This is a genomic window from Microbacterium sp. CGR1, assembly GCF_051062835.1.
Taxonomy (GTDB): domain Bacteria; phylum Actinomycetota; class Actinomycetes; order Actinomycetales; family Microbacteriaceae; genus Microbacterium.
In genome coordinates this window covers 2,303,604-2,329,600 of the sequence record NZ_JAOTPG010000001.1, presented here as the reverse complement: position 1 = coordinate 2,329,600, position 25,997 = coordinate 2,303,604, and the positions used below count along the sequence as shown (strand labels likewise).

At 68.1% G+C, this 25,997-nt stretch carries 19 protein-coding genes and 1 tRNA gene; 15 read left to right on the top strand and 5 right to left on the bottom strand.

Annotated elements, in window-relative coordinates; translation table 11 throughout:
- Window positions 1–17: 17 nt before the first annotated feature.
- On the bottom strand, window positions 18–1,847 hold the full coding sequence (locus OD997_RS11500) for an AMP-dependent synthetase/ligase (RefSeq protein ID WP_434331691.1): 1,830 nt from the start codon (window positions 1,845–1,847) through the stop codon (window positions 18–20).
- Between the two features lie 147 nt (window positions 1,848–1,994).
- Between OD997_RS11500 and OD997_RS11495 the strand changes: the two genes are divergently transcribed.
- From OD997_RS11495 to OD997_RS11480, 4 genes are all read left to right on the top strand, one after another.
- Complete coding sequence (locus OD997_RS11495) at window positions 1,995–3,026, top strand: hypothetical protein (protein WP_434331690.1); 1,032 nt, start codon at window positions 1,995–1,997, stop codon at window positions 3,024–3,026.
- 583 nt (window positions 3,027–3,609) lie between these two features.
- Window positions 3,610–9,183 carry a DUF7507 domain-containing protein gene (locus OD997_RS11490; protein ID WP_434331689.1) on the top strand — a complete coding sequence of 1,858 codons (5,574 nt, stop codon included), beginning with the start codon at window positions 3,610–3,612 and terminating at the stop codon, window positions 9,181–9,183.
- A gap of 286 nt (window positions 9,184–9,469) precedes the next feature.
- Complete coding sequence (locus tag OD997_RS11485; RefSeq protein WP_434331688.1) at window positions 9,470–11,047, top strand: response regulator transcription factor; 1,578 nt, start codon at window positions 9,470–9,472, stop codon at window positions 11,045–11,047.
- A 64-nt stretch (window positions 11,048–11,111) separates the two neighbouring features.
- Window positions 11,112–11,714, top strand: a complete 603-nt coding sequence (locus tag OD997_RS11480) for a hypothetical protein (protein ID WP_434331687.1) — start codon at window positions 11,112–11,114, stop codon at window positions 11,712–11,714.
- Window positions 11,715–11,866: 152 nt separating this feature from the next.
- On the opposite strand, the gene OD997_RS11475 is transcribed toward OD997_RS11480, so the two are convergent.
- Window positions 11,867–11,940, bottom strand: a tRNA-Gly gene (locus OD997_RS11475).
- Window positions 11,941–12,033: 93 nt separating this feature from the next.
- On the opposite strand from OD997_RS11475, the gene dcd reads away from it, so the two are divergent.
- Genes dcd through OD997_RS11460 form a run of 3 tightly spaced genes read left to right on the top strand, consistent with a single transcriptional unit; the run spans window position 12,034 to window position 13,334 of the window.
- The gene (gene dcd, locus OD997_RS11470; protein WP_042536862.1) at window positions 12,034–12,639 is read left to right on the top strand and encodes a dCTP deaminase; all 606 of its coding nucleotides are present in this window, start codon (window positions 12,034–12,036) and stop codon (window positions 12,637–12,639) included.
- A gap of 1 nt (window position 12,640) precedes the next feature.
- Entirely contained in the window at window positions 12,641–13,114 is a 474-nt protein-coding gene (locus tag OD997_RS11465) for a hypothetical protein (RefSeq protein ID WP_434331686.1), read from the top strand.
- Between the two features lies 1 nt (window position 13,115).
- Window positions 13,116–13,334: a DUF2283 domain-containing protein gene (locus OD997_RS11460; protein WP_434331685.1), complete on the top strand. Its 219-nt coding sequence runs from the start codon at window positions 13,116–13,118 to the stop codon at window positions 13,332–13,334.
- Between the two features lie 100 nt (window positions 13,335–13,434).
- On the opposite strand, the gene OD997_RS11455 is transcribed toward OD997_RS11460, so the two are convergent.
- Window positions 13,435–14,283 carry a MarR family winged helix-turn-helix transcriptional regulator gene (locus OD997_RS11455; RefSeq protein WP_434331684.1) on the bottom strand — a complete coding sequence of 283 codons (849 nt, stop codon included), beginning with the start codon at window positions 14,281–14,283 and terminating at the stop codon, window positions 13,435–13,437.
- A 105-nt stretch (window positions 14,284–14,388) separates the two neighbouring features.
- Here OD997_RS11455 and OD997_RS11450 point away from each other — a divergent pair, with 105 nt between their 5' ends.
- The gene (locus OD997_RS11450; protein WP_434331683.1) at window positions 14,389–14,949 is read left to right on the top strand and encodes a MarR family winged helix-turn-helix transcriptional regulator; all 561 of its coding nucleotides are present in this window, start codon (window positions 14,389–14,391) and stop codon (window positions 14,947–14,949) included.
- A 149-nt stretch (window positions 14,950–15,098) separates the two neighbouring features.
- Window positions 15,099–16,637, top strand: coding sequence for a DUF222 domain-containing protein (locus OD997_RS11445; RefSeq protein ID WP_434331682.1), 1,539 nt, complete (start codon window positions 15,099–15,101; stop codon window positions 16,635–16,637).
- A 14-nt stretch (window positions 16,638–16,651) separates the two neighbouring features.
- On the opposite strand, the gene OD997_RS11440 is transcribed toward OD997_RS11445, so the two are convergent.
- Window positions 16,652–17,617, bottom strand: coding sequence for a cation diffusion facilitator family transporter (locus OD997_RS11440; RefSeq protein WP_434331681.1), 966 nt, complete (start codon window positions 17,615–17,617; stop codon window positions 16,652–16,654).
- A gap of 21 nt (window positions 17,618–17,638) precedes the next feature.
- Window positions 17,639–18,466 (bottom strand): DUF1684 domain-containing protein, encoded by an 828-nt coding sequence (locus OD997_RS11435; RefSeq protein WP_434331680.1) that lies wholly within the window; start codon window positions 18,464–18,466, stop codon window positions 17,639–17,641.
- Window positions 18,467–18,658: 192 nt separating this feature from the next.
- On the opposite strand from OD997_RS11435, the gene OD997_RS11430 reads away from it, so the two are divergent.
- The 6 genes from OD997_RS11430 (at window position 18,659) to OD997_RS11405 (ending at window position 25,962) form a co-directional block, all read left to right on the top strand.
- Window positions 18,659–20,440 (top strand): FAD-dependent monooxygenase, encoded by a 1,782-nt coding sequence (locus tag OD997_RS11430; protein ID WP_434331679.1) that lies wholly within the window; start codon window positions 18,659–18,661, stop codon window positions 20,438–20,440.
- Between the two features lie 156 nt (window positions 20,441–20,596).
- On the top strand, window positions 20,597–22,129 hold the full coding sequence (locus OD997_RS11425) for an ABC transporter substrate-binding protein (RefSeq protein ID WP_434331678.1): 1,533 nt from the start codon (window positions 20,597–20,599) through the stop codon (window positions 22,127–22,129).
- Between the two features lie 91 nt (window positions 22,130–22,220).
- Window positions 22,221–23,267 carry an ABC transporter permease gene (locus tag OD997_RS11420; protein WP_434331677.1) on the top strand — a complete coding sequence of 349 codons (1,047 nt, stop codon included), beginning with the start codon at window positions 22,221–22,223 and terminating at the stop codon, window positions 23,265–23,267.
- Window position 23,268: 1 nt separating this feature from the next.
- Window positions 23,269–24,198 (top strand): ABC transporter permease, encoded by a 930-nt coding sequence (locus OD997_RS11415; protein ID WP_434331676.1) that lies wholly within the window; start codon window positions 23,269–23,271, stop codon window positions 24,196–24,198.
- Entirely contained in the window at window positions 24,195–25,070 is an 876-nt protein-coding gene (locus tag OD997_RS11410; protein WP_434331675.1) for an ABC transporter ATP-binding protein, read from the top strand. Before OD997_RS11415 ends, OD997_RS11410 begins: the two co-directional genes overlap by 4 nt.
- Window positions 25,063–25,962 carry an ABC transporter ATP-binding protein gene (locus OD997_RS11405; protein ID WP_434331674.1) on the top strand — a complete coding sequence of 300 codons (900 nt, stop codon included), beginning with the start codon at window positions 25,063–25,065 and terminating at the stop codon, window positions 25,960–25,962. The genes OD997_RS11410 and OD997_RS11405 overlap by 8 nt, the downstream gene beginning before the upstream one ends.
- Window positions 25,963–25,997: the final 35 nt, after the last annotated feature.

Here is a 25,997-nt window from a genome sequence, read left to right as displayed (position 1 = left end):
CGTGCTCTTTCCGGTTCTCAGAGGTAAAGGTCTTCGACGGTGGCGCCGGCGCGATCGAGCACCACGCTCCGCTTGAGTTTCATGGTGGGCGTGACCAGCCCGCGGTCTTCGAGGTCGGCGAAGACCACGCTGAAGCGACGCACCTGCTCGCTGCGTGCCACCAGCGCGTTCGCGGCGTCGACCACACGCTGCAGGTGGGCGCGGAGCGCGGGGTCGGTCACCTCGCGGATGTCGGGCTGGGTGACGGCGGGGATGCTGGTGCCCGCAGCCGCCGCCCAGGCCAGGGTCTGCTCGGGGTCGAGCACGAGCAGCGCCGAGAGGTACGGCTTGCCCTCGCCCACCATCACTGCATGCGAGACGAGCGGATCGGCTTCGACGGCGCTCTCCCAGCGGGTCGGCACGATCGTCTTGCCGTTGGAGGTCACGATCACGTCTTTGAGTCGGCCCTCGAGAATCAGCCGGCCCTGGTCGTCGAGACGCCCGAGGTCGCCGGTGCGGAAGAAGCCGTCGACGAAGGCGCCCTCGTCGTGGGCCGGATTGCGATAGCCGCCGAAGACGCCGAGGCCGCGGGCGAGCACTTCTCCCTCGTCGCTGATGCGCACCGTGAGCCCCGGCAGAGGAGAGCCGACGCTGCCGGAGGAGATCCGTCCGGGTAGGTTGCCGGTCAGGGGTGCGGTCGTCTCGGTGAGGCCGTAGCCCTCGATGACGGGAACCCCGATGCCGCGGAAGAAGAGCGAGAGCTCGGTGTCGAGCGCGGCTCCGCCCGACAGGATGTAGCCGACCCGTCCGCCCATGACGGTGCGGAGGCGCCGGTAGAAGAGCGCGTCGAAGAAGCGGTGACGCAGACGGAGCCCGCGGTCCCTCGGCACATGCCGGCCGGCGTCGACGCGCTCGGCACGACGGCCCCAGGCGATGGCCGTCGAGCGGGCCTTCGCCCATACCGCCGAGAGCTTCTTCTCGGCGGCCTTGTCGCCAGCGGCCGCCTGGATCTTCTGCAGCACGCGCGGCACGACGACCAGGAAGGTCGGGCGCAGCGTGTCGAGGGTGGCGACGACCGTCGAGGGGTCGGACAGGTGCGCGATGCGCATGCCGCTGGCCAGGCAGATCAGCTGCAGCCCGCGTGCGAGCACGTGCGCGAGCGGCAGGAAGATGACGGTGTTCCCGCTCTCGTTCACGATCTCGTGGTACGCGGCGGCGATGTTCAGCACCTGCCCGAGGAAGTTGCGGTGCGTGAGCACGACGCCCTTGGGCTCGCCGGTCGTGCCCGAGGTGTAGACGATCGTCGCGGGGTCGTCCTGCGAGGCAGAGGTCCTGCGCGCTTCGAGCTCTTCGTCGGTGACGTCGACGCCGCGCGCGACCAGGTCGATGAGAGCGCTGGGCGAGGCGACATCCATCGTCCACGCGCCGAGCGTGACGGCATCCGTCTTCGCGAGTGCCGCCTGCAGAAGAGACGCGTGCTCCGTGGTGCCGCCGATCGCGAGACGTACTCCGGCGTCTGCGATGATCGCGTCGACCTGGGACGCAGAGGAGGTCTCGTAGATCGGCACGACGACGGCGCCGGCGAACCAGGACGCGAGGTCGGCGACGGCCCACTCGTAGCGCGTCGGCGCCATGATCGCGATGGGGTCGCCGGCCTGCACGCCCGAGGCGATGAAGCCCTTCGCCAGGGCGCGCACCTCATCAGAGAAGGCCTGCGTCGTGATCGGTCGCCAGGGCGCTGCGGCATCCGCTCCTGCGACCTCGAAGGCGACGTGGTCAGGAGCAGCGGCGACGCGTGCGACGAGCAGGTCGGTGACGTTGCGGTACCCGTCGAGGTCTGCAAGCGGCGGGGTCGATGACTCGATCATCGGGGCTCCTCTCGGGCGCGCGGGAACGGCCCATCTTCTCCTGTTCGGAGCCGAGGAGGAATCGGATGGGAGACGAGTTGCCCTATCTCGGCCCGTAGTCTGCGTCGGACAGCTAGATGGGCGCCTCAGAGACAGGGGATCGAACCGGTGACGACGACTTCGACGACGGGCAGTTCATCGACGACGCCCACGGCATGGCGCGGGCGTCGCGTCTGGATCACCGTGGGTGCAGTCGCGCTTGCGATCGGTGGTTACCTGACCGCGGCGGCGCTGGTATCCGGCGCCAGTGATCCGTCCGAGACGGTGAGCTCATACCTCGCGGCGATCGCCGACGGTGATGCGTCTGCCGCCGCGCAGATCGTCGACCCCGACGAATCCGGCACCGATGCGGCGTACCTGACCGATGACGTCCTCGGCGCCGCCACCGAGCGCATCGAGGTGGTGTCTGTCACCACGACCACGCGGGAGGGCGACACCGCGGAGGTGACGGCGGTGATGGAGCTCGCCTCACAGACCTTCACCCATACGTTCACGATGACGAGGGATGCGGGTGCCTACTGGCTGCTGCAGCCGGGATGGCGCCCGGACGCGCCGCTGACGGTCGAGGCGACCGTGGCCGTGCGGGACGGCATCTCCCTCACGGGTGTGGAGCAGGTCGATCTCGGCGGGACCGAACTCGAGCTTGCCGTGAAAGACGTCGCCGGAGTGTCTGCGAACTCCAGGTCGGAGCCGGTGCAGGTGTATCCCGCCGTCTATGACCTGACCGGCCCCGACCTGGGTGACTATTTCACCGTCGCGCCCGATGAGATGGCAGCCATCCCGCCGGCAGCGACGGCCGAACTCTCGGTGGCGGCGACTGAGGCGCTGCAGACGGCTCTGCTGGATGCGGCGAACGTCCAAGCAGACGCCTGTGTCGAACCTGGAACCTCGGCGGATGCCGCCTGTCCTCTGCTCCTGAGGCAACAGGACCCATCGACGACCGGGGTCATCCAGGCGCCGTACAACGTGACCTTTCGCACCGACCACCGATTCATGGTCGACGTGATCTTCTGGTACCGCCCGGAGGGGGGAACCTCGTCCGGGACCGGCACGACCGACTACACGACCGATCTCATCGGCACGTACTCGGTCGACGGCGACGACGTGACGGTCGAGTTCATCCCCTGGGACGGCCTCTGACAGCTCTGGAAGTCACATATGGATGTCACTTTCAAAGCCATTCCGGACGGCTGACCTTCTACGGTGCTGCTCTCCGGACTGGAACTTCTGCAGATCCTCAGAGGACGCGCAAATGTCCGTTCCGCAGCTACTCCAGACAAGCCAAGAACTAAGAGCCCGTTCCGAGGGTGTTTCGTCCCCATGGTTCGAGGCCGTATCACTCGTTCGCGCAGCTTTGGGCGTGGTGTGGGGATCGACGTTGCGTCGCAGGTGGCAATGGTTCGGCCGGGCAACGACCTCCAAGTCGATCTCCACAGCGTCGGCGGGCTCGTGATTCGTTTTCCACCTCGCCGCTGACGTCGTGACCGACCTTCCCCGCGACTCACACGACGATGGATCTCTTGGGCAGGCCACCAGTAGTCGCTTTGAGGTTTACGGAGCACGTTCAGACTTTGCCGCACAACGGGCGGCTGTCGCCAAAGGCGTGAGCGCGAGACTAGAGACGGCGGCAGGGTAGGGGCGGGTGAAGCGAGGATGAATTTGCTCGTTTATGGGCATTCGAGCAATTGCTGAATCCTAGGTTTATGCATGGAGGGTACCCCACATGCCTAGAAACACCCGTCGTCACGCGCGCCCGCGCGCCGGTCGAATTCGTCCCCTGATCGCAGCGCTGCTCGGTGCAGTTCTGGCGGTCGGAGGCGTGCTCGTCGCCCCGCTCGGAGCATCCGCCGCCGGACCCGCCGTGCTCTCCATCGAGGTCACTCCGGTGAATCCCACAAGCGGAGAGGTCGTCACGGCGACGGGGTACAACCAGCAGAACAACCGGCTCGGCTACCGCATCGCGTATTCGTGCTCGGTGGCCGAGTGCACCGATGCCGTCGTCACGCTGCCGGCAGTGGCGCTCGACCCGACGTACGGGACTTTTCGCATCCACCGCTATGAGACTTGGACCCCGCCGGCGGGCGGCGGCGCGACCATCACGAACAGCCCGGCGGCCGGTGTAACGGTGCGTCTCGGGAACGTCGCGGCGGGAACGTCGTCGACCTTCCTCGTGCAGTATGTGCGCGACATCGATGCGAGCGCGCCCGGCGCCGCGGCTCCCGCGTACTTCCCCGACGGCTACGAGATTCAGAACTCCGCGACGATCACGTCGCCCAACGCGGTGGCCCCTGCGACGGATGCTGCTCCTCCGGTCACCTGGCAGATCGGGCTCCCGACAGCGCCCAGCATTGTGAAGACGGGGCCCGCGACGGTGCGCCCAGACACCGACATGACCTACACGGTCGCCATGTCGGACGGATGCTTCAGCAACCGCGGCTCCGGGCGCTGGACCGCAGCGGGCAACTTGCTCTGCGCCGAGAGCTACACGGTCGTCGACCGTCTTCCCGCACAGGCGCAGTTCGTCAGCGCCGGCGACGGCGGCGTCTATGACGCGGCCAGCCACACCGTTACCTGGACCAAGTCCGGAGCTACTGCCGCGGGCGGCTGGGCAGTCGCCGCGACCGGCGGCTGGACGTTCGGATACGGCTACAACCCGCGGACGGTGACCGTGAGATATCCCGCGAGCGCTTTCCCCGAGGCCGCCGGTGGCGTGGACTTCATCGCACCCGTAACCAACAACGTCGACGTCAGCGTCACCTATCTCGACGACGCGTCGACCACGAAGACCGCGACGAACAGCTTCCGTCACGAAGTCGTGCGCAGCACCCCCTTCGGACGCGCCGAGCAGACCAAGATCGGAAACGCGGACCAGGACATCAACGGCTCCCGCTGGGTCAACGTGCCACCTGACACGACCGGACTCGTCTGCCCCGCGAGCGGCCGCGACGACTGGAACCGCATCTGCTCACCCGGTCAAGCGCTGGCTCCCTTCGCTACCCGCACCGACCGGTTCTGGCAGGTGGACACCTACAACCGAGGCAACGTCGCCGGAGTGGCCACCGTGGTCGACAACGACCTGGGCAATTCGTCCGTGCGCGTGACCCGTATCACCACCTCGGGCGGCACAACCCTCCCGACCATCACGTACACGCACACCGACGGGGTGAACTCGACGCCGACCACGGTCACCGCCGCGAGCGTCACCGCGCCGGCCGGTCGCTGGATCACCTCGGCGACGGTCACCTCCGGCTCGCTCGCCGGCCCGAATCTTCTGCCCAGCGGCACGGCGGGAACGCTCTTCCGCGTCAACTACGGGTATGACCTCCCCGTCGGAAGCGCTCTCTTCACCTGGCGAAACTCGGCGACCGGCACGATGACCTACCCGGGCAACCCGGAGATCGCGCCCATCACGATGTCGTCGAACGCAGCCGTCATCTTCCGGGAGACCCCGAAGGTCGCTGCTGCGGCTCCGGCCTTCAATGCCGGGTTCGTCGGCGTACCCGTCGTCGAGGGAGGCGGTCAGGCCGTGCCCGGCGGCAGGGTCACCTTCGGTGTCACGGGGGCGACCTCGAGCATTCCCGCCGACCGCAACGTCTCGCCTCAGTACGTGTTCATCGCGCCCGTCGGGTGGAACGTACTTCCGAACTCCGCGAGCTTCCCCGCCGGGGCCGTTCCGCCTGGCGTGAGTTTCACCTACAAGAACGTCACCATCGCCGGTGCGACACGCCAGGCCGTCATCGCCTCGTGGCCGACAGGTGCGACATTCGGGGCGAACGCCACGTGGCCGACTATGACCGTTGCCGCGAGTCCGACCTCCGCGGTAGTCGCCGGGACGAACAGCCAGGCCACCGTCTGGGCCGGTGATTCCCGCAACGCCTTCGACGCGAACGCCACGACGTGGGGCGGAAAGGTCGTCGACACCACCGACATCGACGGTGACGGAAACACGGCCGAGGCATTCGCCTCGAGCTCGACGACCGTGACCGTCAGTGGCGCAGCGAGACTCGACGTGATCAAGGAGATCTGTGTCGTGAACGCTGACGACAGCTGCGACTGGATCTCCAATCCGGATGTCGTCGTGGGCGTGGACCCGGACGCCAGCGACATCCGCTACCGCGTATCCCTGGTGAACTCCGGCAACACGGTGCTCTCCGGCATCGTCGCCTACGACGTGCTCCCGCACCTCGCCGACGGCCGCGGCAGCACGTTCGCCGAGACGCTGAACACACTCACTTCGCAGTCCGCGAACACGACACTCACATACTCCGGATCGACGAACCCCTGCCGCCCTGAAGTCCTGGCGGAGAACGCCGGCTGCGCACCTGGCTGGACGGGCACCGCGACAGGCGCCAGCGCAATCCGCGCGCAGGTCACCGGCACGCTCGCTCCGGGTGCCTCGACGCGTTTCGAGTTCACAGCGAACGTCGTGCCAGGGGCTCCCGCCGACGCCATCGCCTGCAACTCGGTCGCGATCGACAGCAACAGCACTCTGCCCGCCGAACCGCGCCCAGTGTGCGCCACAACGCAGGAGGCCGACCTTGAGGTCGCAGTCCCCGATCGTCTGCCGCTGCAGGCCGGTCGGCCCGGCGTGGTGCCCTTCACGATCACGAACCTCGGCGGTTCGGAGGCGGCTCCTGCGAGCGTCGACATCGAGGTTCCGGCCGGCATCCGCATCACGAGCTTGACCCCCGCTGGCTGGGTCTGCGAAGCAGACGACGTGGACGCCGACGGGTCGGTCCTCGGACCGGTCACGCTCACCTGCGACCCCGTGACGGCCGAGGGCGCGTCGCGGATGCTCGCGATTGACGAGCCGAACGCGCTGAACCTGCCGGCGGTCATTCCGGATGACGAGCTGGTCGGCGAAGAGACGTGCTTCGACGCCGAGGTCTCCGGCCTCATGGCCGACCCCGTCGATGCGAACAATACCGATGAGGCCTGCTTCGTCGTCGCCCAGGGTGAGAGCCTGATCGGCCTGACGAAGGACGACGGGCGCGACAGTGTTGCGATGGGCGAAGAATTCACCTACACGATTGACGTCGCCAACCTGCTGACCGGCGAGGCCGTCACAGACGTCGTCATCACCGACGATCTTCCCGAGACTCTGGCGTTCGTTTCGGCGAGTGCCGGGGGCGCGGTCACCTCGCAGGGTGAGGCGGATGCCGACGGTCTCCGCCCTGGAGGGATCGTCACCTGGAATCTTGCATCCCTCGCCGCAGCCGGCGTGATTGGCGACGGTGAGACCGCAACCGGAGCCGCCGGTTCGACGCAGACGCTGACCGTCACGGTGCGCGTCGTGCAGGCCGCCGAAACGAGCAGCGAGATCACGAACGAGGCGAGCGCGGCGACAAACGACCCCGCGCTTCCGGACGTCACCCTGACAGCATCCGATGACGACACCGACGACCTGGTCCGCACCGCCGCCATCTCGCTCGAGAAGACGGCCGACGTCGAGACCGTCAGCGCGGTCGGCGAGGAGATCACCTACTCGTTCCTCGTGACCAACACCGGCGATGTCTCGCTTACTGAGATCGACGTGGCTGAGACCGCGTTCACGGGCTCAGGAACGGCGCCGGAGGTCATCTGCGGCGAGGGCGGTGTCTCGCTCGCTCCCGGCGACGACTGGACCTGCACGGCGACCTACGCGGTGACCCAGGCCGACCTTGATGAGGGGTCGGTGTCCAACACCGCTATGGCGTCCGGCACGGCGCCCGCGGGTGTCGAGGCACCGGCGTCCGCGCCGTCGACCGAGGTCGTCACGGTCGATGCCGCGCCGTCGATTGTGCTCGAGAAAACCGTCACGTCCGACACGGTTCGTTCCGCCGGCGACGTGGTCGACTACGAATTCGCGGTGACCAACACCGGCAACGTGTCGGTCAGCGACGTCGCAATCACCGAGACCGCGTTCACCGGGACGGGCGACGATGTCGTGGCGGTCTGTGAAGGCGCCACCGTCGCCCCGCAGCAGACGGTCGTCTGCACCGCCTCCTACGACGTAACCCAGGCAGACGTGAACACCGGACGCATCGACAACACGGCCATCGCCGGTGCGGTCGCCGCATCCGGAGATGAGGTGGCAAGCGATCCGTCGTCTGTCGCTGTCGTCATCGGCGCCGAACCGAGCATCTCCGTGGTCAAGTCGGCGACGCCGACCGACCTCGTCGTCGACCAGGAGGTCACCTACTCCTTCGTCGTGACCAACACGGGCAACGTGTCGCTGCAAGATGTCGAGGTGCTCGAAGGTGCCTTCACCGGAACGGGCGAGCTCTCCGCCGTCGACTGCAATGACGCGGACACGACGCTCGACCCCGACGAGCAACTGATCTGCGAGGCGACCTACGTCATCACCCAGGACGACGTCGATGCCGGTGAGCTGTCGAACACAGCGACCGCGACGGGTCTCGCTCCGGGCGGCCCGATCTCGTCCGATCCGTCGACGGTCGAGTTGCCTTTCGAACGGCTCCCGGACCTCGCGGTAGTGAAGTCGGCGGACGTCGACGGTCTCACCGCCGCAGGCGAGAAGATCGAGTACAGCTTCCGCGTGACGAACATCGGCAACGTGACGGTGACTGACGTCGAGGTGATCGAGCAGGACTTCTCCGGAGCCGGGGAGCTGTCCGACGTCACCTGTTCCGTCACCCGGCTCCTGCCCGGCCAGCGCGTCGACTGCACCGCGACGTACGAGGTCACCCAGGAGGACATCGATGCGGGCGAGCTTACGAACACCGCCAGCGCCACCGCCAGCGCGCCGGGTTCCGACGGGCCGATCACGGCAGACCCGTCCACCCACTCGCTCGCCTTCACCGGACCGATGGCTCTAGCCCTGACGAAGACCGGCACCGCGGTCGATGTCGACGGTGACGACCGCATCACGGTGAAGGACCGCATCCGCTGGTCGTTCTCGGCCACCAACGAAGGGGCTGCGACCCTGTCGGGGCTCGTGGTCTCCGACCCGATGGCCGGCACTATCCAGTGCGACGTGGACACTCTCGCACCCGGGGAAAGCGTCGACTGCGCGGCTACGGCGGAGTACCAGATCACGGCCTCCGACGCGACCGCAGGCGAGGTGCTAAACATAGCCACCGCATCCGCGAGCGGAGTGGGTGCGGCCACGGTCTCGTCGGCCGAGGCGCAGGCCGTGGTCGAGGTCGGCGTCGTGGCGCCGCCCGCTGCGGGCGGCCTCGCCACCACCGGCAGCGATCCGCGCATCGCCGTACTGCTCGGACTCTTCGCCCTGCTGATCGGTTCCGGAGTCATCGCCGCCGCCCGCAGCCGCCGTGAGGACGCCGCGAAGGCATAAACCGCCGTTCCGCGAAAGCGTGCCGGGCGGTCGTCTTCCTCGATGACCGCCCGGCATTCTCCTGTGGTGCGGGAGCGCGATGTACGAAATCACCCGACCGGATCGCGGCGACGATGACACGTCCAGTTCCGACGCCGCCCAGCGACAGGGCTGACTCAGACCAACATCGGTCGCGTCCGGCCGCACTGCCGGTGGTCCGACCACGTGCTTCCAGGTAGGAGAATTGAGAAGGAACGAAACTGGCAGAGCAGAGAGGTGCCGCGGTAGGCGGCTAGGTCCTGACCTGATGGGAAACGACACAGCAGTCATTGAGCGGGCGCAGTCCATCGCGCTGGCAGTGCGAGAAGCGTGCGTCGCCCAGGACTGGTCGGAAGCGGTCACACTTCTCGATGAGCACTGGGGTTTGCTCCTCGACGAGCGACGAGACGACCTTGACAGCGCTCTTCGCAGCATCCCCCTGAAAGCCTTCCGTGGCAATCCCGGCGCATCGGCTATCCGAGACCTGAGGATGCACACCGCTGCAGATTCGGTTGAGCGAATGCTCGGCCCGTCCCCTGCGATACCGGACGCTCATGACGAGGAAGCACTCGATGACCTCGCTCGCTCCGAGATCGCGCTGAAGATCCTGAGTGTTGCCAGTTCGCGGATGATCGCCTACCGCGTTCGTGGCCACATGGGACGAGCAAACGAGCTCGCAATGCTTGTCGAGCGCCTCGCCCAGATCGCGGATGTGCATCAGCCGGCACTGGTACACGAGCGTGTCCCCACGGCCCTGCTTCAGGTGGGGATAACGCAGGGGCTCGCTAATGATGTCGGGGCCGCTGCCGTAACCCTCGCGGATGCGTACGACCGCAGCCCCTCATCGAGAGCGCATCATGTCGCTCGGGATGCCGCTGGCAAACTCGCGCTCTTCTCCGCCATCCAGGGCGACTATGACGTCGCGACACGATGGATCGAACGCCACAACGATGCACCTACAGTCGTCGGGTGGCAGCGTTCGCGGGTGGACCTCACGGCGAACGCTGCGCAGTGCCTCATTGCGACAGAGTTGCTTGACCGCGAGGCGGCAGATGCGGCCCTCACGCAGATGGAGCGGCCGGCGAACTCAGAGCACAGTTGGGGCCCGCTGGTCGCCTACGTCACTGCCCGGCACGCGCTCGTATGGGGAGACCGCTTGCGGGCACTGGAACTCCTCAGGCAGGCATGGGACAGATTCACGCCATGGTTAGGCGCAGACTCGACGATGGCGCCGCTGCTTCGCCATGCCGAAATCCAGCTGCGGCTGTCGATCCGGCAGGGCCACCGAACTCAGCAAGCTTCAGAACTCGGCGTTCAGCACCCTCTCGCGCTCACATCGCAGGCGCATATCGCGTTGCTCGAGGGGCGGTTCGATGAAGCAATCCAGGTCGCAGCGAAAGCTTCCGCGACCGCGCGATGGTCCCGGGTGCGGATGGAGAGCCTGGCCATCCAAGCAACCGCCTATCTTCGCCTGGGTCGTCGACCCGCTGCGCAAAGCGCCTATGACAACCTTGTCGCGGCGATGACCTCAACCGGGGGCAGGCTCGTCGCGCTCGTGCTCAGTTCGGAAGACCACGCCGCTCTCGGAGGCAAAGCGCGCCCTGGCCGAGCGCTGGTGCTCGACCGAGAAGTCTTCGCGTCCGTGACCGAACCCGTGAAGCTGACGCGCCAGCAGAGGATAATTCTCGACCGGCTCGACTCCGGAGTCACCATTCGAGAGATCGGCGCAGAGCTTCATCTCTCATACAACACCGTGAAGACTCATCTTCGCGCGCTTTACACCCGCCTTGGAGCGTCATCACGAGACGAAGCCCTTGCGCGAGCCCGGGAAGAGGGGCTCCTGTAATGGTGGATCGTCAGTCACCCCAAGTGGTGTCCTCGTCCGGTCCACACGCGAGAAAGTTCTAGGCATGCAGCGCCTTCGTTCGAGCACACTGAGTACGCGGGTCCTGCTCATCTGCGGGACTCTCGCCTCGGTGCATGCCCTACTGCACTTCGCGACAGTAGCGTGGCTGACCCTGCTCGCTCCGGCATCGCCACCGCTCTACGCGCTCGTGGCCAGCGTCCACGGGCTCACGCCGTTTCTCGCTCGGCGCATCACTCGTGCTCCCGGAAGCGCGACCATCACGGCCGGCATCGCTGGAGTGATCGTGTCCGCAACGAGCCCATCGGGCTTGATACTTCTCGTTCCGTTGCTGGCAACGGGGCTCACCATCGACCTGGTCGTGGGCCGGTCGGATACCTATTCCTCCTTTGCCCGACGAGGCGAGCGGCGATTCGTGCTTGCTGCTGCACTGCTGGGCGTCATCCTCTTTGCACTGTCACTGATTGTCTTCTCGCCGGAGCATGTGACCCCCGCGTTGCTGGTTGGAACTTTCATCAGCCGAATCCTGGGCGAGGTCGTCGTCGCGGTCGCCTCCGGGTATATCGCTCGCGCGCTTTACCGTGCTGGCGCGGGACGGTCTCAGGTCGAATCCCATCCACCACCACGTCGGAACGCCCCCTCGACTTAACTGCGGACCGAATGTTTCGGCCGCGGTCAGGGCTGGACCCTGCTCGACATCTGGGCGAACCGCACCGAGGGCTACGCCGTCATGTGCCGGACTACAGAGTTCCCAGTCTGAAGTTGCTCAAGAATGTCCGGAATAGCTCTGGAAATCACATGTGGAGGGGCTGACGGGAATCGAACCCGCGCTATCTGCTTGGGAAGCAGAAGTTCTGCCATTGAACTACAGCCCCGTACCCGCATCCGAGGAGCGGGTGAACGCAAGCCTACCTGTCCGGTCCGTCATGGCCAAAGTGTCGGCGGCGAACGACAACTAGGCTGGGGCCGTGCTTCTCAGCGACCGCGACATCAGAGCAGAACTCGCATCCGGCCACATCGGCCTGGATCCGCATGAGCCGGAGATGATCCAGCCGTCGAGCATCGACGTGCGCCTGGACCGCTACTTCCGTCTCTTCGACAACCACAAGTATCCGTTCATCGATCCGTCGGTCGATCAGCCGGAGCTCACGCGGCTCATCGAGGTCGACCCCGACGAGCCGTTCATCCTGCACCCCGGCGAGTTCGCGCTCGGCGCGACCTTCGAGCAGGTCTCGCTGGCGGATGACATCGCGGCACGTCTCGAGGGCAAGTCGTCGCTCGGTCGCCTCGGCCTCATCACCCATTCGACCGCCGGGTTCATCGACCCCGGGTTCACGGGGCATGTCACGCTCGAACTCGCGAACGTCGCGACGCTGCCGATCAAGCTGTGGCCGGGCATGAAGATCGGCCAGCTGTGCTTCTTCCGGCTGACCTCACCTGCCGAGAACCCGTACGGTTCCGGCCCGTACGGCAACCGCTATCAGGGCCAGCGCGGGCCGACGGCATCCCGGTCGTTCCAGAACTTCCACAAGACGGACGTCGGCACGACCGACGTCGGAGCCGTAGGAGGCTGACATGAGCGGTGACAGCAGAGATCCGTACGACCCGTCGGAGGATGCTGCCGTCCCACCGCCTCCGCCCGAGTCGTCGGTTCCGGATGCGGTGATCCCGCCGCCTCCGCCCGAGTCGTCGGTTCCGGATGCGGTGATCCCGCCGCCTCCGCCCGAGTCGTCGGTTCCGGACGTCGTGATCCCGCCCCCTCCGCCGGAGGCGATGCTTCCGACATCGCGTCGGTCGAGGCCGAAGCCGGCGATCCTCACGGGCGACCAGCCGGCCCCGGTCGCCGAGGACTGGGCGCAGCCCTCTGTCGCGCCGGAGGTGCCGACTTCCGGCGGATATCGCGCACTGACCTTCGTGATCTTCGCGTTCCTGCTGCTGCTCCTCGCCGCGGGGGTCGTCGGCGCGGTCTACCTCGGGGTCACGACACTCGGCCTGTCGGCCGTCGACCCCTCTTCCGTCGTGCACGCAGCGGCGCCCTGGACCGCCTGACGTGGGCGACCTCACCTACGACCGCGAGGTCGATGCGGCCTACGCCACGATCGGGCGGCCGATCCGGCCAGGCGAGGCCGTCCGGCAGGTGCCTGTCGCGCTGCCCGACGGCATGTCCGGCGAACTCATCCTCGACTTCGATCGCGACGGTCATCTGCTCGGGGTCGAGATCCTCGGAGCATCCGCGCTGCTCCGTCCGGAGGATATCCGCGGCCGTTGACGTGGCGCGGTCACCACGGGGGCCGGCCCGCCGGCACGCCCCTACGCAGGAATGCCCCGCCTGACCAGGGTCAGACGGGGCATTCGGCGATCGGATGCCGTCAGGCGTCGCGACCTCGGGAGAACCCGGCATCGAAACCGCGCTCATAGGCGTGCTGCGCCGCGCGTGCGGTGCGGTGGTCGCCGTGACGCGGGCCTCCGTGCCGGCCGTGAGCGTGATCGCCGTGGCGGCCGTGCTCCCCGTGGTGGCCCTGTTCGTCGTGGCTGTTGCCGTGGCTATTGCCATGGCTGTTGCCGTCCGCGAAGCGGTCGTGCCCCGGGTGGCCGCGGTGTCCGCAGTCGTGGCCGGCGAACTCGGCATCCGCTCCGCTCTCGTGCTCGCCGTCGAATCCGGGTGCGAAATCGCGACCGCGTCCGAAGGGGTGGCCGTGGCGACGGCCGAAACCGCGCCCGGGGCCGGAACCTCGAGCGGAGCCGGGCCCGAAGCCGTGTCCGAACCCGCGAGGGCCGAAGCCGTGGCGACGGCCGCGTCCACGGGGAAGAGGTGTCTCCTCGTCCCAGCCGAACGCGCGGGCGATCTGCTCGAGCGAGGCGAGGGTGGTGGTGAGGTCGTCGGGGGAGACGGCGTCGGTGACCTTCGCGCGGATGCCGTCGACGATGCCGCCGAGGCGTTCCTTGGCGGCGCGACCGTCGTCGGTGAGCGTCCAGCCGTCGCCATCGGCGACGACCCATCCGCGCTCGACGAGGTCGTGCAGCTTGTGGGCGTTCAGCGGACGGCGCGCAGGCGCCGTGCCGTCGATCACGTTGAGGATCCGCCAGTCGCGGCGGCTCGCCTGCTCGCTCTCGAAGGCCGAGGCGAACTCGGCGGCCATCAGGCGGTCGACCGCCTTGATCCAGAAGCCGAACGGGCGGGGGGTGTTTTCTGTGTTCTGAGTGTCAGAGGTGTTCATGAGGTGATTCCTTACATGTCATGGAGCATGTGCTTGTCACTATGCATGTATATGTAGTGTGACATGCAGTCCCGATGCATGTCAAGTCGCATGTAAAATCGATTCGTGAGCGCCGAAGAGAACGACCCCGCCGAGGCCATCGCCCGCGCCCTGTCCCGACTGCGCGGACGTCGTCCGGGCGAACGCGGTCGCGGCCCCCGAGGAATGGGTGGGCCCCACGGCTGGCACGGTGGCCCCCACCCCGATCACTTCGAGCAGGGATCTCACGGTCATGGGCATTCGGAGCATCCCGGCATGCCGCCGTGGATGAACGACCCGTCCGGACGCTTCGGGGGGCCGGCCCGGCTGCGGATGCTCGAGGCGCTCGCCGCGGCATCCACGCCCTTGAGTGTGAGCGACCTCGGCGCGGCGATCGGCGTGGATCAGCCGCGCGCCTCGCGACTCGTGCAGCAGGGGGTCGCGCACGGTTTCGTTCGGCGTGAAGCGGATCCCGACGACGCGCGACGCACGCGCATCGCCCTGACGGATGAGGGGCGCAGGCTCGCTCGGGGCATGCGGGGAGAACGACGAGAAGCGCTGGGAAAGGCGCTCGCGGCGTTCACTGAAGACGAGCGGGAGCAGCTCGCGAAACTGCTGAACAAGCTCGCTGACAACTGGGGGAGCTGAGCGCCAGGCCGGCGTCTCGATGGTTATCGTGGCGTTCGCGATCGGCATTCCGGAACGCTGCTCCGGTGTTCCGGAATATGCTTCTGATCTGGTCGAAAAGCGGCTGATTCTGCGCTTCGAATGTCGGTGGCCCCGAGTTGGATGGAGGCATGTCATCCCGCATTCGCACCCTTGTCGATCAGGTCGTCGCAGACCTCGATCGGGTGCTGTCCGACGATGCGCTCGCGGGGTTGTCCGACGCGGAACGGGTAGAGGTGCTGCAGGCGGCCGGCGCGGCGTTCCGGCGGGTCGAGGCCGTCGTGGTCGAGACGATCGCCTCGACCGATGCGGTGGACTTCCCGCATTCCACGGGCTGCCGCACACCGAATGAACTGCTGCAGCGCACCCTGCTGACAGACGTGCGCGGGGCGTCGCGGGTCGAGAAGGTCGTCGCCCTCGTCCGACGGAACATGAACCTGGTGTCCGGCGATCGACTGCCTGCGCGGTGGCCGGCGTTGAGAGAGGCGATGCTCGACGGCGCGATCGGAGTCGCGGGCATGCTCGCGGCGACCGAGCCGCTCGAGAAGGTGTCGTACCGCATCAGTGTCGATGATCGGCTCGAGGCCGACATGTGCCTTGCCCGGGCGGCCCGAGGCATCAGACCTGATCCTGAGGGCGGCCCTGATGCCGAGGTCCAGGGGCCGGCGCCCACTCTCGAAGAGCTGAAGCTGCTCGCCGAGACTCTGGTCGCGCTGCTCGACCCCGACGGAGACGAACCCGGCGACGAGCCCACCCGTCGACGGGGGATCACGCTCGGGCGGGTGCGTGACGGCCTGCGTTCGATCAAGGGATATCTGACGCCCGAGGTCGCCGCGCAGCTGGAGCTGATCCTCGATGCGCAGAACAACCCCAAGGGCGACGGTCCGCCGATGCCGGGCGTGGTGTTCACGCAGGGGGAGGGCGCTGCCGACGAGAGCGATGCCGACGAGAGCGGCCCCGACCAGGGTGGCCCCGACCAGGGCGACCGCGAAGAAGATCCGTTCAACTCGGATCCGCGCAACGTCATCGACGACCGCACTCCCGCGCAGAAGCGGCATGATGCTCTCGCCGCGGCCTTGGCGATCGCCGCCCGCCACCGAGACATGCCCATGCTCGGCGGTGCGGGTCCGGTACTGGTCGTGACTGTCGATGCGAAGGACCTCGAGAACAACACCGGGCGCGCGAGTGTCAGCGGTGCGTGGGGTCAGCTGCCGGTGAGCGTCGCCGCGCACGTCGGATGCTCGGGGACCATTCAACGGGTGCTCACGGATGAGGGGCGGATCATCGGGATCACGACCACGGATCGGGTCTTCACGGTGCATCAACGGCGGGCGATCATCGCCCGCGACAAGGAGTGCCTGATTCCGGGCTGTCATGTTCCGGCGTCGTGGTGCGAGATCCACCACGTGACAGAGCATGCGAGGGGTGGTCCTACGCATACGGACAACGGTGTGCCGTTGTGCTGGTGGCATCACCGAAGTCTCGGCACCTCGGGGTGGGAGATCCGGATGGAGGAGGGTCTTCCGCAGGTGCGGGGTCCGCGGTGGTGGGACCCCGACCAGCGATGGCGCACCCCACGACTCAGCTCTTCCGTGCAGCGGCGAGAGTCGAGGCGAACGCGTGGCGCGAGGCAGGCGCAGAGCCCTCCTCTCTTCGCGCACGCAGGATGACGCGGCTACTGCGGCTACTGCGGCTGCTCGGGCGCGCCTGCACCAGCGCCAACACCGGTGCCAGCGCCCGTGCCGAAGGCGAGCGATTCCTCGTCGTCGACGGAGAGGGACAGCACCACGGTCTCGACGACCTCGTGCGCCTCGATCTGCTGCTCGATCTCGCGCAGACGTCGGGCGACATCATGTTCCCGGGCGTCGCCGGCCAGGTCGACTTCGGCGACGATGAACAGCCGGTTCGGTCCGACGTATTCGATGTGCAGGTAGGTGAGGCGCTGGATCTGCGGCGAGCCGAGCAGCGCGCGCCCCACGCGGTCGCGCAGCTCCGGCGACGCGTTCGAGCCGACGAGGAATGCGATGTTGCGTCCGATCAGGATGACGGCCACGACACCGAGCAGGATTCCCACGAGGATCGATCCCACAGCATCCCAGGCGGCGACCCCGGTGATCTGATGCATCGCGATCGCACCGGCGGCGAGGACGAGCCCGATCAGGGCGGCCATGTCCTCGAAGAACACCGCGCGCAACGTCGTATCGCTGGTGTCGAGCACATAGTCCCAGGTCGACGATCCGCGCTCACGCGCGAGCCGTCGCGACTTCACCATCGCCTGCGTGAACGACGCGCCCTCCAGCACGAATGCGATGCCGAGCACCGCGTACGCGACGGCGGGGCTCTCGACCGGTCCGGTCTCGGACAGCTCCTGCACGCCATGCATGATCGACACGATCGACCCTGCGGTGAAGATCCCGAACGCGGCGATCAGCGACCAGACGAACGCCGCGCGACCGTAGCCGAGCGGATGCCGCTCATCCTTCGCGCGTGCGCCGCGGCGGTCGGCGATGAGGAGGAAGATCTCGTTGCCGGCATCCGCCCAGGAATGCGCGGCCTCTGCCACCATCGACGCCGACGACGTGAGCACCGCCGCGACGGTCTTGGCGATCGCGACGAGGATGTTGGCGAGAAAAGCGATGATGACCGTCACGCGGTCAGGCTACTCCTGCGGTCACGACGTACGGGCGAGCGGCGTCTTCTCACCGGCCTCGACCGCGAACGGCAGCCAGTTCTCGACCGGCGCCAGCGGGCACGGCGAATAGTCCGTGTACGCGCACTGCAGATTCCGCGCCCTGTTGAAGTCCAGGATCACGCGACGGTCGCCTCCGCTCGGCAACGTCACCGCGAGAGTCCGACTCGCCCCATACGTGGTGACGCCGCTCGTCGAATCGCGGAACAGCAGCACCGCGGCATCCGGCCCCTGCCCGATCAGCGTGACGGTGGACTCGATGCCGTCTACGGTGAATCGCACCCTGCCCGGCGTCGCATGCACGTGCTCGATCGACGGGATCGCCGCCGCGATGTCGATGTCGCGCAGCGGCTCCGGTTCGAACACCCCCTCGACCACCCAGCGCTCGTCGGGTGCGAAGGTGGGCGTGCCGGCGTACTCGGTGCGCAGCGCATGCTCCGGATGCAGCGGCCGCACGATGTCCCGGCCGCCGCGCTTCGAGACCTCGACCACGGCGTCCTCGAAGCGAGCCCGATGGAACGTGCGCTCGTCGATCACGCCCCATTGGTGCACCCCGCGCACCGCGACGCCGTCGAGATCGAGCACCTGTCCGGCGTCGAGCTGCACGATCACGCCTTCAGGGCCCGTCGTCCAGGTGCCCGGCACGTCGTCGAAGCGCTGCGGCTCCTCGCTCAGCAGGTTGAAGCTCGTGTACGCGAGAAAGCTGTGCGGGGTCCGCCGCTGCGCCTCGATCCCGTCGTGCCAGTGCTGCCACTCCTGCACAAAGTCCAGGGTGGGCGCAGGGTTCGTCGTGGTGTCGGTAATCGTCATCTCTGTCCTCCGGTCCGATGCGATGTGCGGCTCACAGTAGCCAGCGCGGCTTCGGCGGCGGCGCCCGCTGTCGGCCCGTGTCGTCCGGTGACGCCGCATGACGCTCGCAGAAGTTCTGTGACACCGCAGACCCGTGCGCCGCGGGCGAGGCGAATGATGATCTGCATTCCCGACCCAGCCTGGAGGTTCCCCATGGTCGCCCAGAACGAGATCAGCCGCGGAGAGCGGCACGTCGACACGGTGCTGCTCGCACACGGCACCCCGCCGCAGGAGGTCGAGGTGCTCGTCGTGGGCGCAGGGCCCTCGGGTCTCGCGACCGCTCTCGAGCTCAACCGGCAGAAGGTCGACGTCGCCGTGGTCGATGCCGCGACCTCGTTCCGCCTGATCCGCGCGGGGGCGATGGGCCACAGCGCCCGCACGGTGGAGTTCTTCCAGCAGTGGCGCGTCGAGGACCGCATCCGCCGCGGCTGGACCTTCCCGCCCGAGTGGAACCTCGGCACGACCTTCCGCACCTCCCTGATCGGCCACGACCTCACCCGCCCCGGCACCCCGACCGGACGCCCGGGCTTCACCGGCCGCACCGAGAACCCGTACTCGCTGGCCGAGTCGCTGCGCCGCCCGCAGACCGCCCTGCAGCAGGCGTTCCTCGACCAGCTCGCCGAACTCGACGTGCCCGTGGCCGGCGGATGGCGTCTGCTCTCGCTGCTCGAGAGCGATGCGCGCGACGCGCAGGGTGCCGCAGCACGTGACGGCATCATCGCGACCGTCGAGCATGTCGAGACCGGGGCTGTGCGTCGCATCCGTGCGAAGTACGTGGTCGGTGCCGACGGTGCCCGCAGCACCGTGCGCACCCTCGCGGGGATCGAACGCGACGGCGCCTATGCGACAGATCGTCACTTCCGCTTCGTGGTGCGCACCTCGGGCGACTACGCCGGCCGTGACCCCTTCCCGAGCGCCGTGAACGTGATCGTGAACGGCATCCACTCCGGTTTCCTCGCAGCTCTCAACGAGACCGACTGGCGTGTGTATGCGGGCCCGTATCCGCTCGAGCACACCCCCACGGAGGAGGAGCTGCTGGCGCTCGCCCGCGCGGCCTTCGGCTCTGATCTCCCGCTGCAGGTCGTCGACGTGACCCCGTACTTCAAGAGCACGAGGCTCGCGAAGACCTTCCGGCAGGGTCGAGTGCTGCTCGTCGGCGATGCCGCCCACGTGCGCACGCCGGGCGGCAACCTCGGCGAGGGCTTCGGCGACGTCTTCAACCTCGGATGGAAGCTCGCGGCGGTGCTCCGCGGCACCGGCGGAGACGCCCTGCTCGATTCCTACGACCGCGAACGTCGCCCGCACAACGCCCGTGTCGGAGCCTCGGCCAAGGCGCGCGCCGACCGCACCGAACGCAACGTCGACGAGGCCAGGCTCCTCGGGTTCCCGGCAGACGACGACACGAGTCCCGAGGCCGAGGAGAGGCGCGACCGCATCCGCGAGATCCTCGCCCAGGGCCAGCGTCGCGATGTCGGCGTCTACTTCGACGAACGCTACGACGACTCCCCGGTGATCGCCTACGAGCCCGATCAGGCCGCGACAGAGACGCCCTGGGATGCCGGCGTCTACGTGCCCGGCGGTCGCCCGGGGCATCGTGCGCCCAACGGCATCATCGACCCGTACGGGGTCACTCTCTACGACCGCATCGGCGGCGACGTGGCTCTGCTGGTGCTGTCCGACGACGTCTCCGCGGTCTCCGGATTCACCGAGGCGGCGAGGCAGCGGGCCATCGGCCTCGAGGTGATCCACCTCCCCGATGCCGGCGCCCGCGAGCTCTACGGCGCCCCGTTCGCACTCGTCAGACCCGACCACCACGTCGCGTGGCGAGGCGTGGACGCATCGGATGCCGCCGCAGTCCTCGACCGCGTCTACGGGCGCATCCCCGGCCGCGAGACGCTCGCATCGGCCGCCGTCGCCGCTCTGACGACCCCCTGATCCACCCCTCGCCGAAGTCCTCCGACGACGACATGTGACGTCAGGTTTCGTCGCCGGAACCTTTGTGACACCGCCCTGTCGTCACCCGCCTGACCCGCGTCAGGATGGCCACCACCCGCACCGAGACATCCCCGACACCGCAGAACGGAACAGCTCATGACCCGCAGATTCACTCGACTTCGAACCGCAGCCGCCGCGCTGCTCGTGGGAGCCCTCGCGCTCACCGCGTGCGCAGCGACTCCGGCGTCGAGCAGCTCGGAAGACGAGGGCGGCGAGTCCGTCCTCCGCTGGGCCGCGACCCTGCCCGCCCACTGGGACCCGATCGTGCAGGGATCCGGATTCGGCTTCAACCTCACCGCACTCGCCTACGCCTCGCTCACCGAGATCGACGAGAAGGGCGAGGCGGCCCCCGGGCTCGCCGAGAGCTGGGACTACAACGCCGAGGGCACGGCGGTCACGTTCCATCTGCGTGAGGGGCTCGTCTTCCAGGACGGCGAGCCGCTGAACGCCGAAGCCGTCAAGCTCTACATCGAGCGGGCCAAGACGCAGGAGAACTCGGCGCTGTTCGGCGATCTGACCTCGATCGAGTCGGTCACGGCCGACAGCGAGACCGACGTCACGGTGCACCTCAATCAGGTCGATCACCAGATCCCGCTGCTGCTGGGCAAGCGCACCGCGCAGATCACCAGCCCGGTCGCCGCCGAGGACCCGGCGAAGCTCGACCAGTGGCCCGTCGGCGCCGGCCCCTTCACGGTCACCGAGTACGTGCCGGAATCCCACATCTACTTCGAGAAGAACCCCGACTACTGGGACGCCGACAACATCCACATCGATCGTGTCGAGCTCTCGACCGCTCCTGACCCGTCGACCCTGGTCGCCTCGATCCAGACCGGTGTCTACGACTTCGCGTACGGCCTCGCCCCGGCGCAGTACGACGCCGCGACCGATGCGGGTCTCGACGTCGCGACGCACCCCGTGTACTCGGCATCGAACCTCAGCCTCAACATCAACAAGGCGCCGTTCGACGACCCGGCCGTGGTCGACGCCGTCCGCCATGCGATCGACCGCGACGAGCTCGTCGAGAAGGTCACGTTCGGCCTCGGCTATGCCACCACGCAGCCGTTCCCCGAGGGCTACATCGCCTACGACGACGAGTCCGAGGACCTGTGGCCGTACGACCCCGAGGAGTCCAAGAAGATCCTCGCGGATGCCGGCTACGAGCCCGGTGAGATCGTCGTCGACTTCGTGGTCAGCGCGGATGCCGTCATCAACGAGGTCATCCAGGCGCAGCTCGCCGCTGTCGGCATCACCGCCAACATCACGGTGGCTCCCGACTGGGCGACGCCTTTCTTCGCGAAGGACCTCGTGCTCTCGACCTACGGAACGACCGGACGCGAATCCCCGGTGCAGACGCTGACGGCGCACTTCGGCAAGGACGGCCCGCTCAACCTCTCTAGCCCGTATGTTCCCGAGGGCTTCGACGAGGCGATCAAGGTCGCCCGGGAGACGCCGCTCGACTCGCCGGACTACGCCGAGAACCTGCAGGACGCCACGCGTGCAGGACTCCAGAGCGGCGCCCTCGTCTTCACGGTGGGCACACCCACGCTCATCGTGAAGTCGCCGAAGGTCTCGGACCTGCCTCAGATCCCGGGGCAGATCAGCCTGACCGGCGTCACCATCAGCGACTAGCGGATGCCGCGGGCCCCCTGCCGCACTGCAGGGGGCCCGCACTCGACCTGCCGACAGCAGAAGAACAGACAAGACAGGAAAGGAGCGCAGCATGACAGCCCTCGCCTCCGCCCCCGTGCAGAAGCCCGGTGCCGTGACCGCGAACGCCGCCGGCACACCGCTCCGCGCCGGCGCGCACCTCGCGACCGCGGGTCGCCTCATCGGCCATACCGTGATCGTGTTCGCGACGGTCTTCCTGTTCGCGACCTTCATCACCTTCGCGCTGCAGGGGCTCAGCGGCCTCAGCCCGGCGCACCTGCAGCTCTCGGAGTCGGCCACCCCCGAGCAGATCGCCGCCCTCGAGCACCAGTGGGGCCTCGACCGGCCGTTCATCGTGCAGTACCTCGACTGGTTCAGCGGCATCCTGCGGGGCGACCTCGGCAACAGCTGGTACAACGGCGCCCCGGTGGCCGACCTCCTCGTCTCCCGTGCCGCGATCAGCCTGTCGGTCGCCGGCCTCGCGCTGGTCATCGGCATCGTGTTCGGATTCGGGCTCGGAGTGCTTGCCGCGGCCTACCCGACCAGCATCCTCGACCGCTCCATCACCGGCTTCACGACCGTCATCTCGGTCATGCCCTCATTCGTCGTCGGCATCGCGCTCGTCGCGGTCTTCGCCGTGACGCTCGGCTGGTTCCCGTCGGCCGGGTACATCCCGCTCGAACAGGGCGGCGTCGGGCTCTGGCTCTGGCACCTGTGGCTGCCCGCCATCGCCCTCAGCTTCGACACGGTCGCCGACCTCGCCAGGCAGATGCGCGTCGGTCTCATCCAGGCCTACCGTGAGAACTTCGTCACCGGGGCGCAGATGCGGGGCCTCAGCTCTCGCCGCATCTTCTTCGTGCACGCGCTGCGCAACGGCGCGGGCCCCGCTCTCACGGTGCTCGGCATGAAGTTCCCTGCGCTCCTCGGCGGCGCCGTGGTCACCGAGGCGATCTTCGGTCTCGCCGGCTTCGGCAAGTTCGCCGCCGACTCCGCCAACCGCGGTGACGTCCCGGCGGTGCAGGGAGTGCTCGTGATCGCGATCGTCCTGGTCGTGGTCTTCAACCTCATCGTCAACCTGCTGCTGGTGCGGCTCAACCCCGCATCGGCGAGAGGAGTCTGAGATGATCCGTCGCATCCTCGCGCTGCCGGCCGGCCGTTTCGCCGTGGCCTTCCTCGTCTTCATCGCGATCCTCGCTTTCGCCGGGCCTCTGCTGGCGCCGTACGACCCGCTGCTCGGCACTCCCGAAGTGCTCGCGCACCCGTCGGCGGCGCACTGGCTCGGCACCGACTACCTCGGTCGTGACGTGCTCAGCCGCATCCTCGCGGGTGCCCCCATCAGCGTGTTCGGGGCCGTGCAGGTCGCGGTGATCGCGCTGTTCGCGGGCGCGATCCCCGGCATCCTCTCGGTCTACCTCGGCCGGGTGTTCGAGTGGCTCACCCTGCGATTCGTCGACACCCTCATCGCGCTGCCGTTCCTCGTGTTCGCGGTCGCGGCGACGGCGCTGCTCGGCAACGGCATCCCGCAGGCGATGCTCACGGTCGGCATCCTCGTCTCCCCGCTCTTCTACCGGGTCTCCCGCGCGGCGACGCTGAGCGTGGCGAAGTCGCAGTACGTCGAGGCGGCGATCCTCTCCGGTGCGCGCAGCGGCTGGATCGTCCGCACGCACGTGTGGTCGAAGGTGCTGCCGCCGATCGCGATCGCCACCGCCAACACACTGGGCGTCGGCTTCGTGATCGTGTCGAGCCTGACGTTCCTCGGCATCGGCATCCAGCCGCCCGCCCCGTCGTGGGGAGGGGTGCTCGCGAGCGACCTCGGCTACCTCACCCAGCGCCCGTACGCGCCGATCTTCACGACCGTGCTGATCATGCTCTCGGTGTGGGCGTTCAACCTGCTCGCCGACGTCATCCGCGACGTCGCGGGAGAGTCCGGACGCACCCTGCTCACCGAGAGGGATGCCGCGCGCAGCCGCCGCATCCGCCATGCCCACGACCGCAAGAACCCGCCGGCATCCGCATCCGCGGACGCCCTCGCCGGAAGGAGCTCGTCATGACCATCACCGCGACCGAGACCGCACCCGCACCCGCAGCAGCGGCGAGCGCGGAGGGCGACAGCGTCCTGCGCCTGCACGACGTGCACATCGCCCACCGTCACACCGGCGACGAGCTCGTCCGAGGGGTGAGCTTCGACCTGCGCCCCGGACGCGTCGTCGGGATCGTCGGCGAGTCCGGCAGCGGCAAGACGCTGACGTGCCGGGCGATCCTCGGCATCCTGCCCAGGCTGTTCGAGGTCTCGCACGGCCGCGTCGAGCTGTTCGGTCGTGACATCGCCGGCCTGACGGCGCGCGAGTGGGAGAAGCTCCGCGGTGTGAGCATCACCGCCGTGTTCCAGGACCCGGGGTCGTACCTCAACCCCTCGCTGCGGGTCGGCCCGCAGATCGCCGAGGCCCTGCGCGTGCGCGGGGGACTGAAGCGCCGAGACGCGAAGCGCCGCACGATCGCGCTGCTCGACGACGTGCGCCTGCGCGACCCCGAGCTGATCTACCGCAGCTACCCGCACGAGCTCTCCGGCGGCATGCTGCAGCGGGTGCTGGTCGCCTCCGCCATCTCGCTCGAGCCGCGGATCCTGATCGCCGACGAGGTCACCACCGCGCTCGACGTCACGGTGCAGGCCGAGATCCTCGACCTCCTCACCGACCTCACCGAGCAGCACGGACTCGCGCTCATCGTCGTCTCGCACGACCTCGCGGTCATCGCGCAGACCTGCGACGACGTGCTTGTGCTCCGTCAGGGAGAGGTCGTCGAGCAGGGGCCGGCGAAGCGCCTCCTGTTCGAGCCCGAGCACGAGTACACCCGCCTCCTGATCGACGAGCACAACACCTACGGACTCGACCGCTTCCGCCGCGTGGAGGCGACCCATGCCTGAGCAGAGCGCACCAGGGCCGGAGCAGAGCCTCGCAGGGAAAGAGCAGAGCCTCGCCGGGAATGACCAGAGTCCCGCGATCCGCATCGACGGTCTGCAGGTGTCGTACGGCACCGGCCGGCACCGCGCGCAGATCATCCACGACGCCACGTTCGAGGTGGGAGTCGGGGAGTCCGTGGGCATCATCGGCGAGACCGGGTCGGGCAAGTCGACGATCGCCAGGGCCGTGGTCGGTCTGGTTCCGGCTCGAGCGGGCAGCGTGCACATCGGCGGTGAGGAGGTCACCGCGTTCGGTGCGCGGCAGTGGCGCGAGTTCCGTCGCCGGGGCTCGATCCAGTACGTGTTCCAGGATCCGCTCCGCGCGCTCGACCCCGATCTCACGATCGGCGAATCGCTGACCGAGCCGCTGCGACTGCAGCGTCGGCTGTCGAAGGAGCAGATCCGCGACCGCATCGACTACCGCCTCGAACAGGTGCGACTCGACCGCGACCTGCTCGTGCGCTTCCCCGGGGAGCTCTCGGGAGGGCAGCGTCAGCGCGTGCTGCTGGCCAGGGCCCTCGCCACAGAGCCGCGCGTGCTGATCCTCGACGAGCCGGTGAGCGCATTGGATGCCGCGAACCGGGTCTCGATCCTCGAGATCCTGAACGACCTGCGCGCGGCGGGCACCTCGCTCGTCTTCATCTCGCACGACCTCGGATCCGTCGCCGGTGTGACCGACCGCGTCGTGGTGCTCTACCGCGGCGAGGTCGTCGAGGTGGGGCGCACCGAGGACATCGTGAACGACCCGCAGCATCCCTACACCCGACTGCTCGTCGGCTCCGCGCCGAGCCTGCATGCCGGCGCCATCGACCGCGAAGAGCGCGCGCGCCTGCGCCAGGTGCTCGACGCCAGCTGACGGCATCCCCCCCCGACCGCGCGACCAGCCCCCAG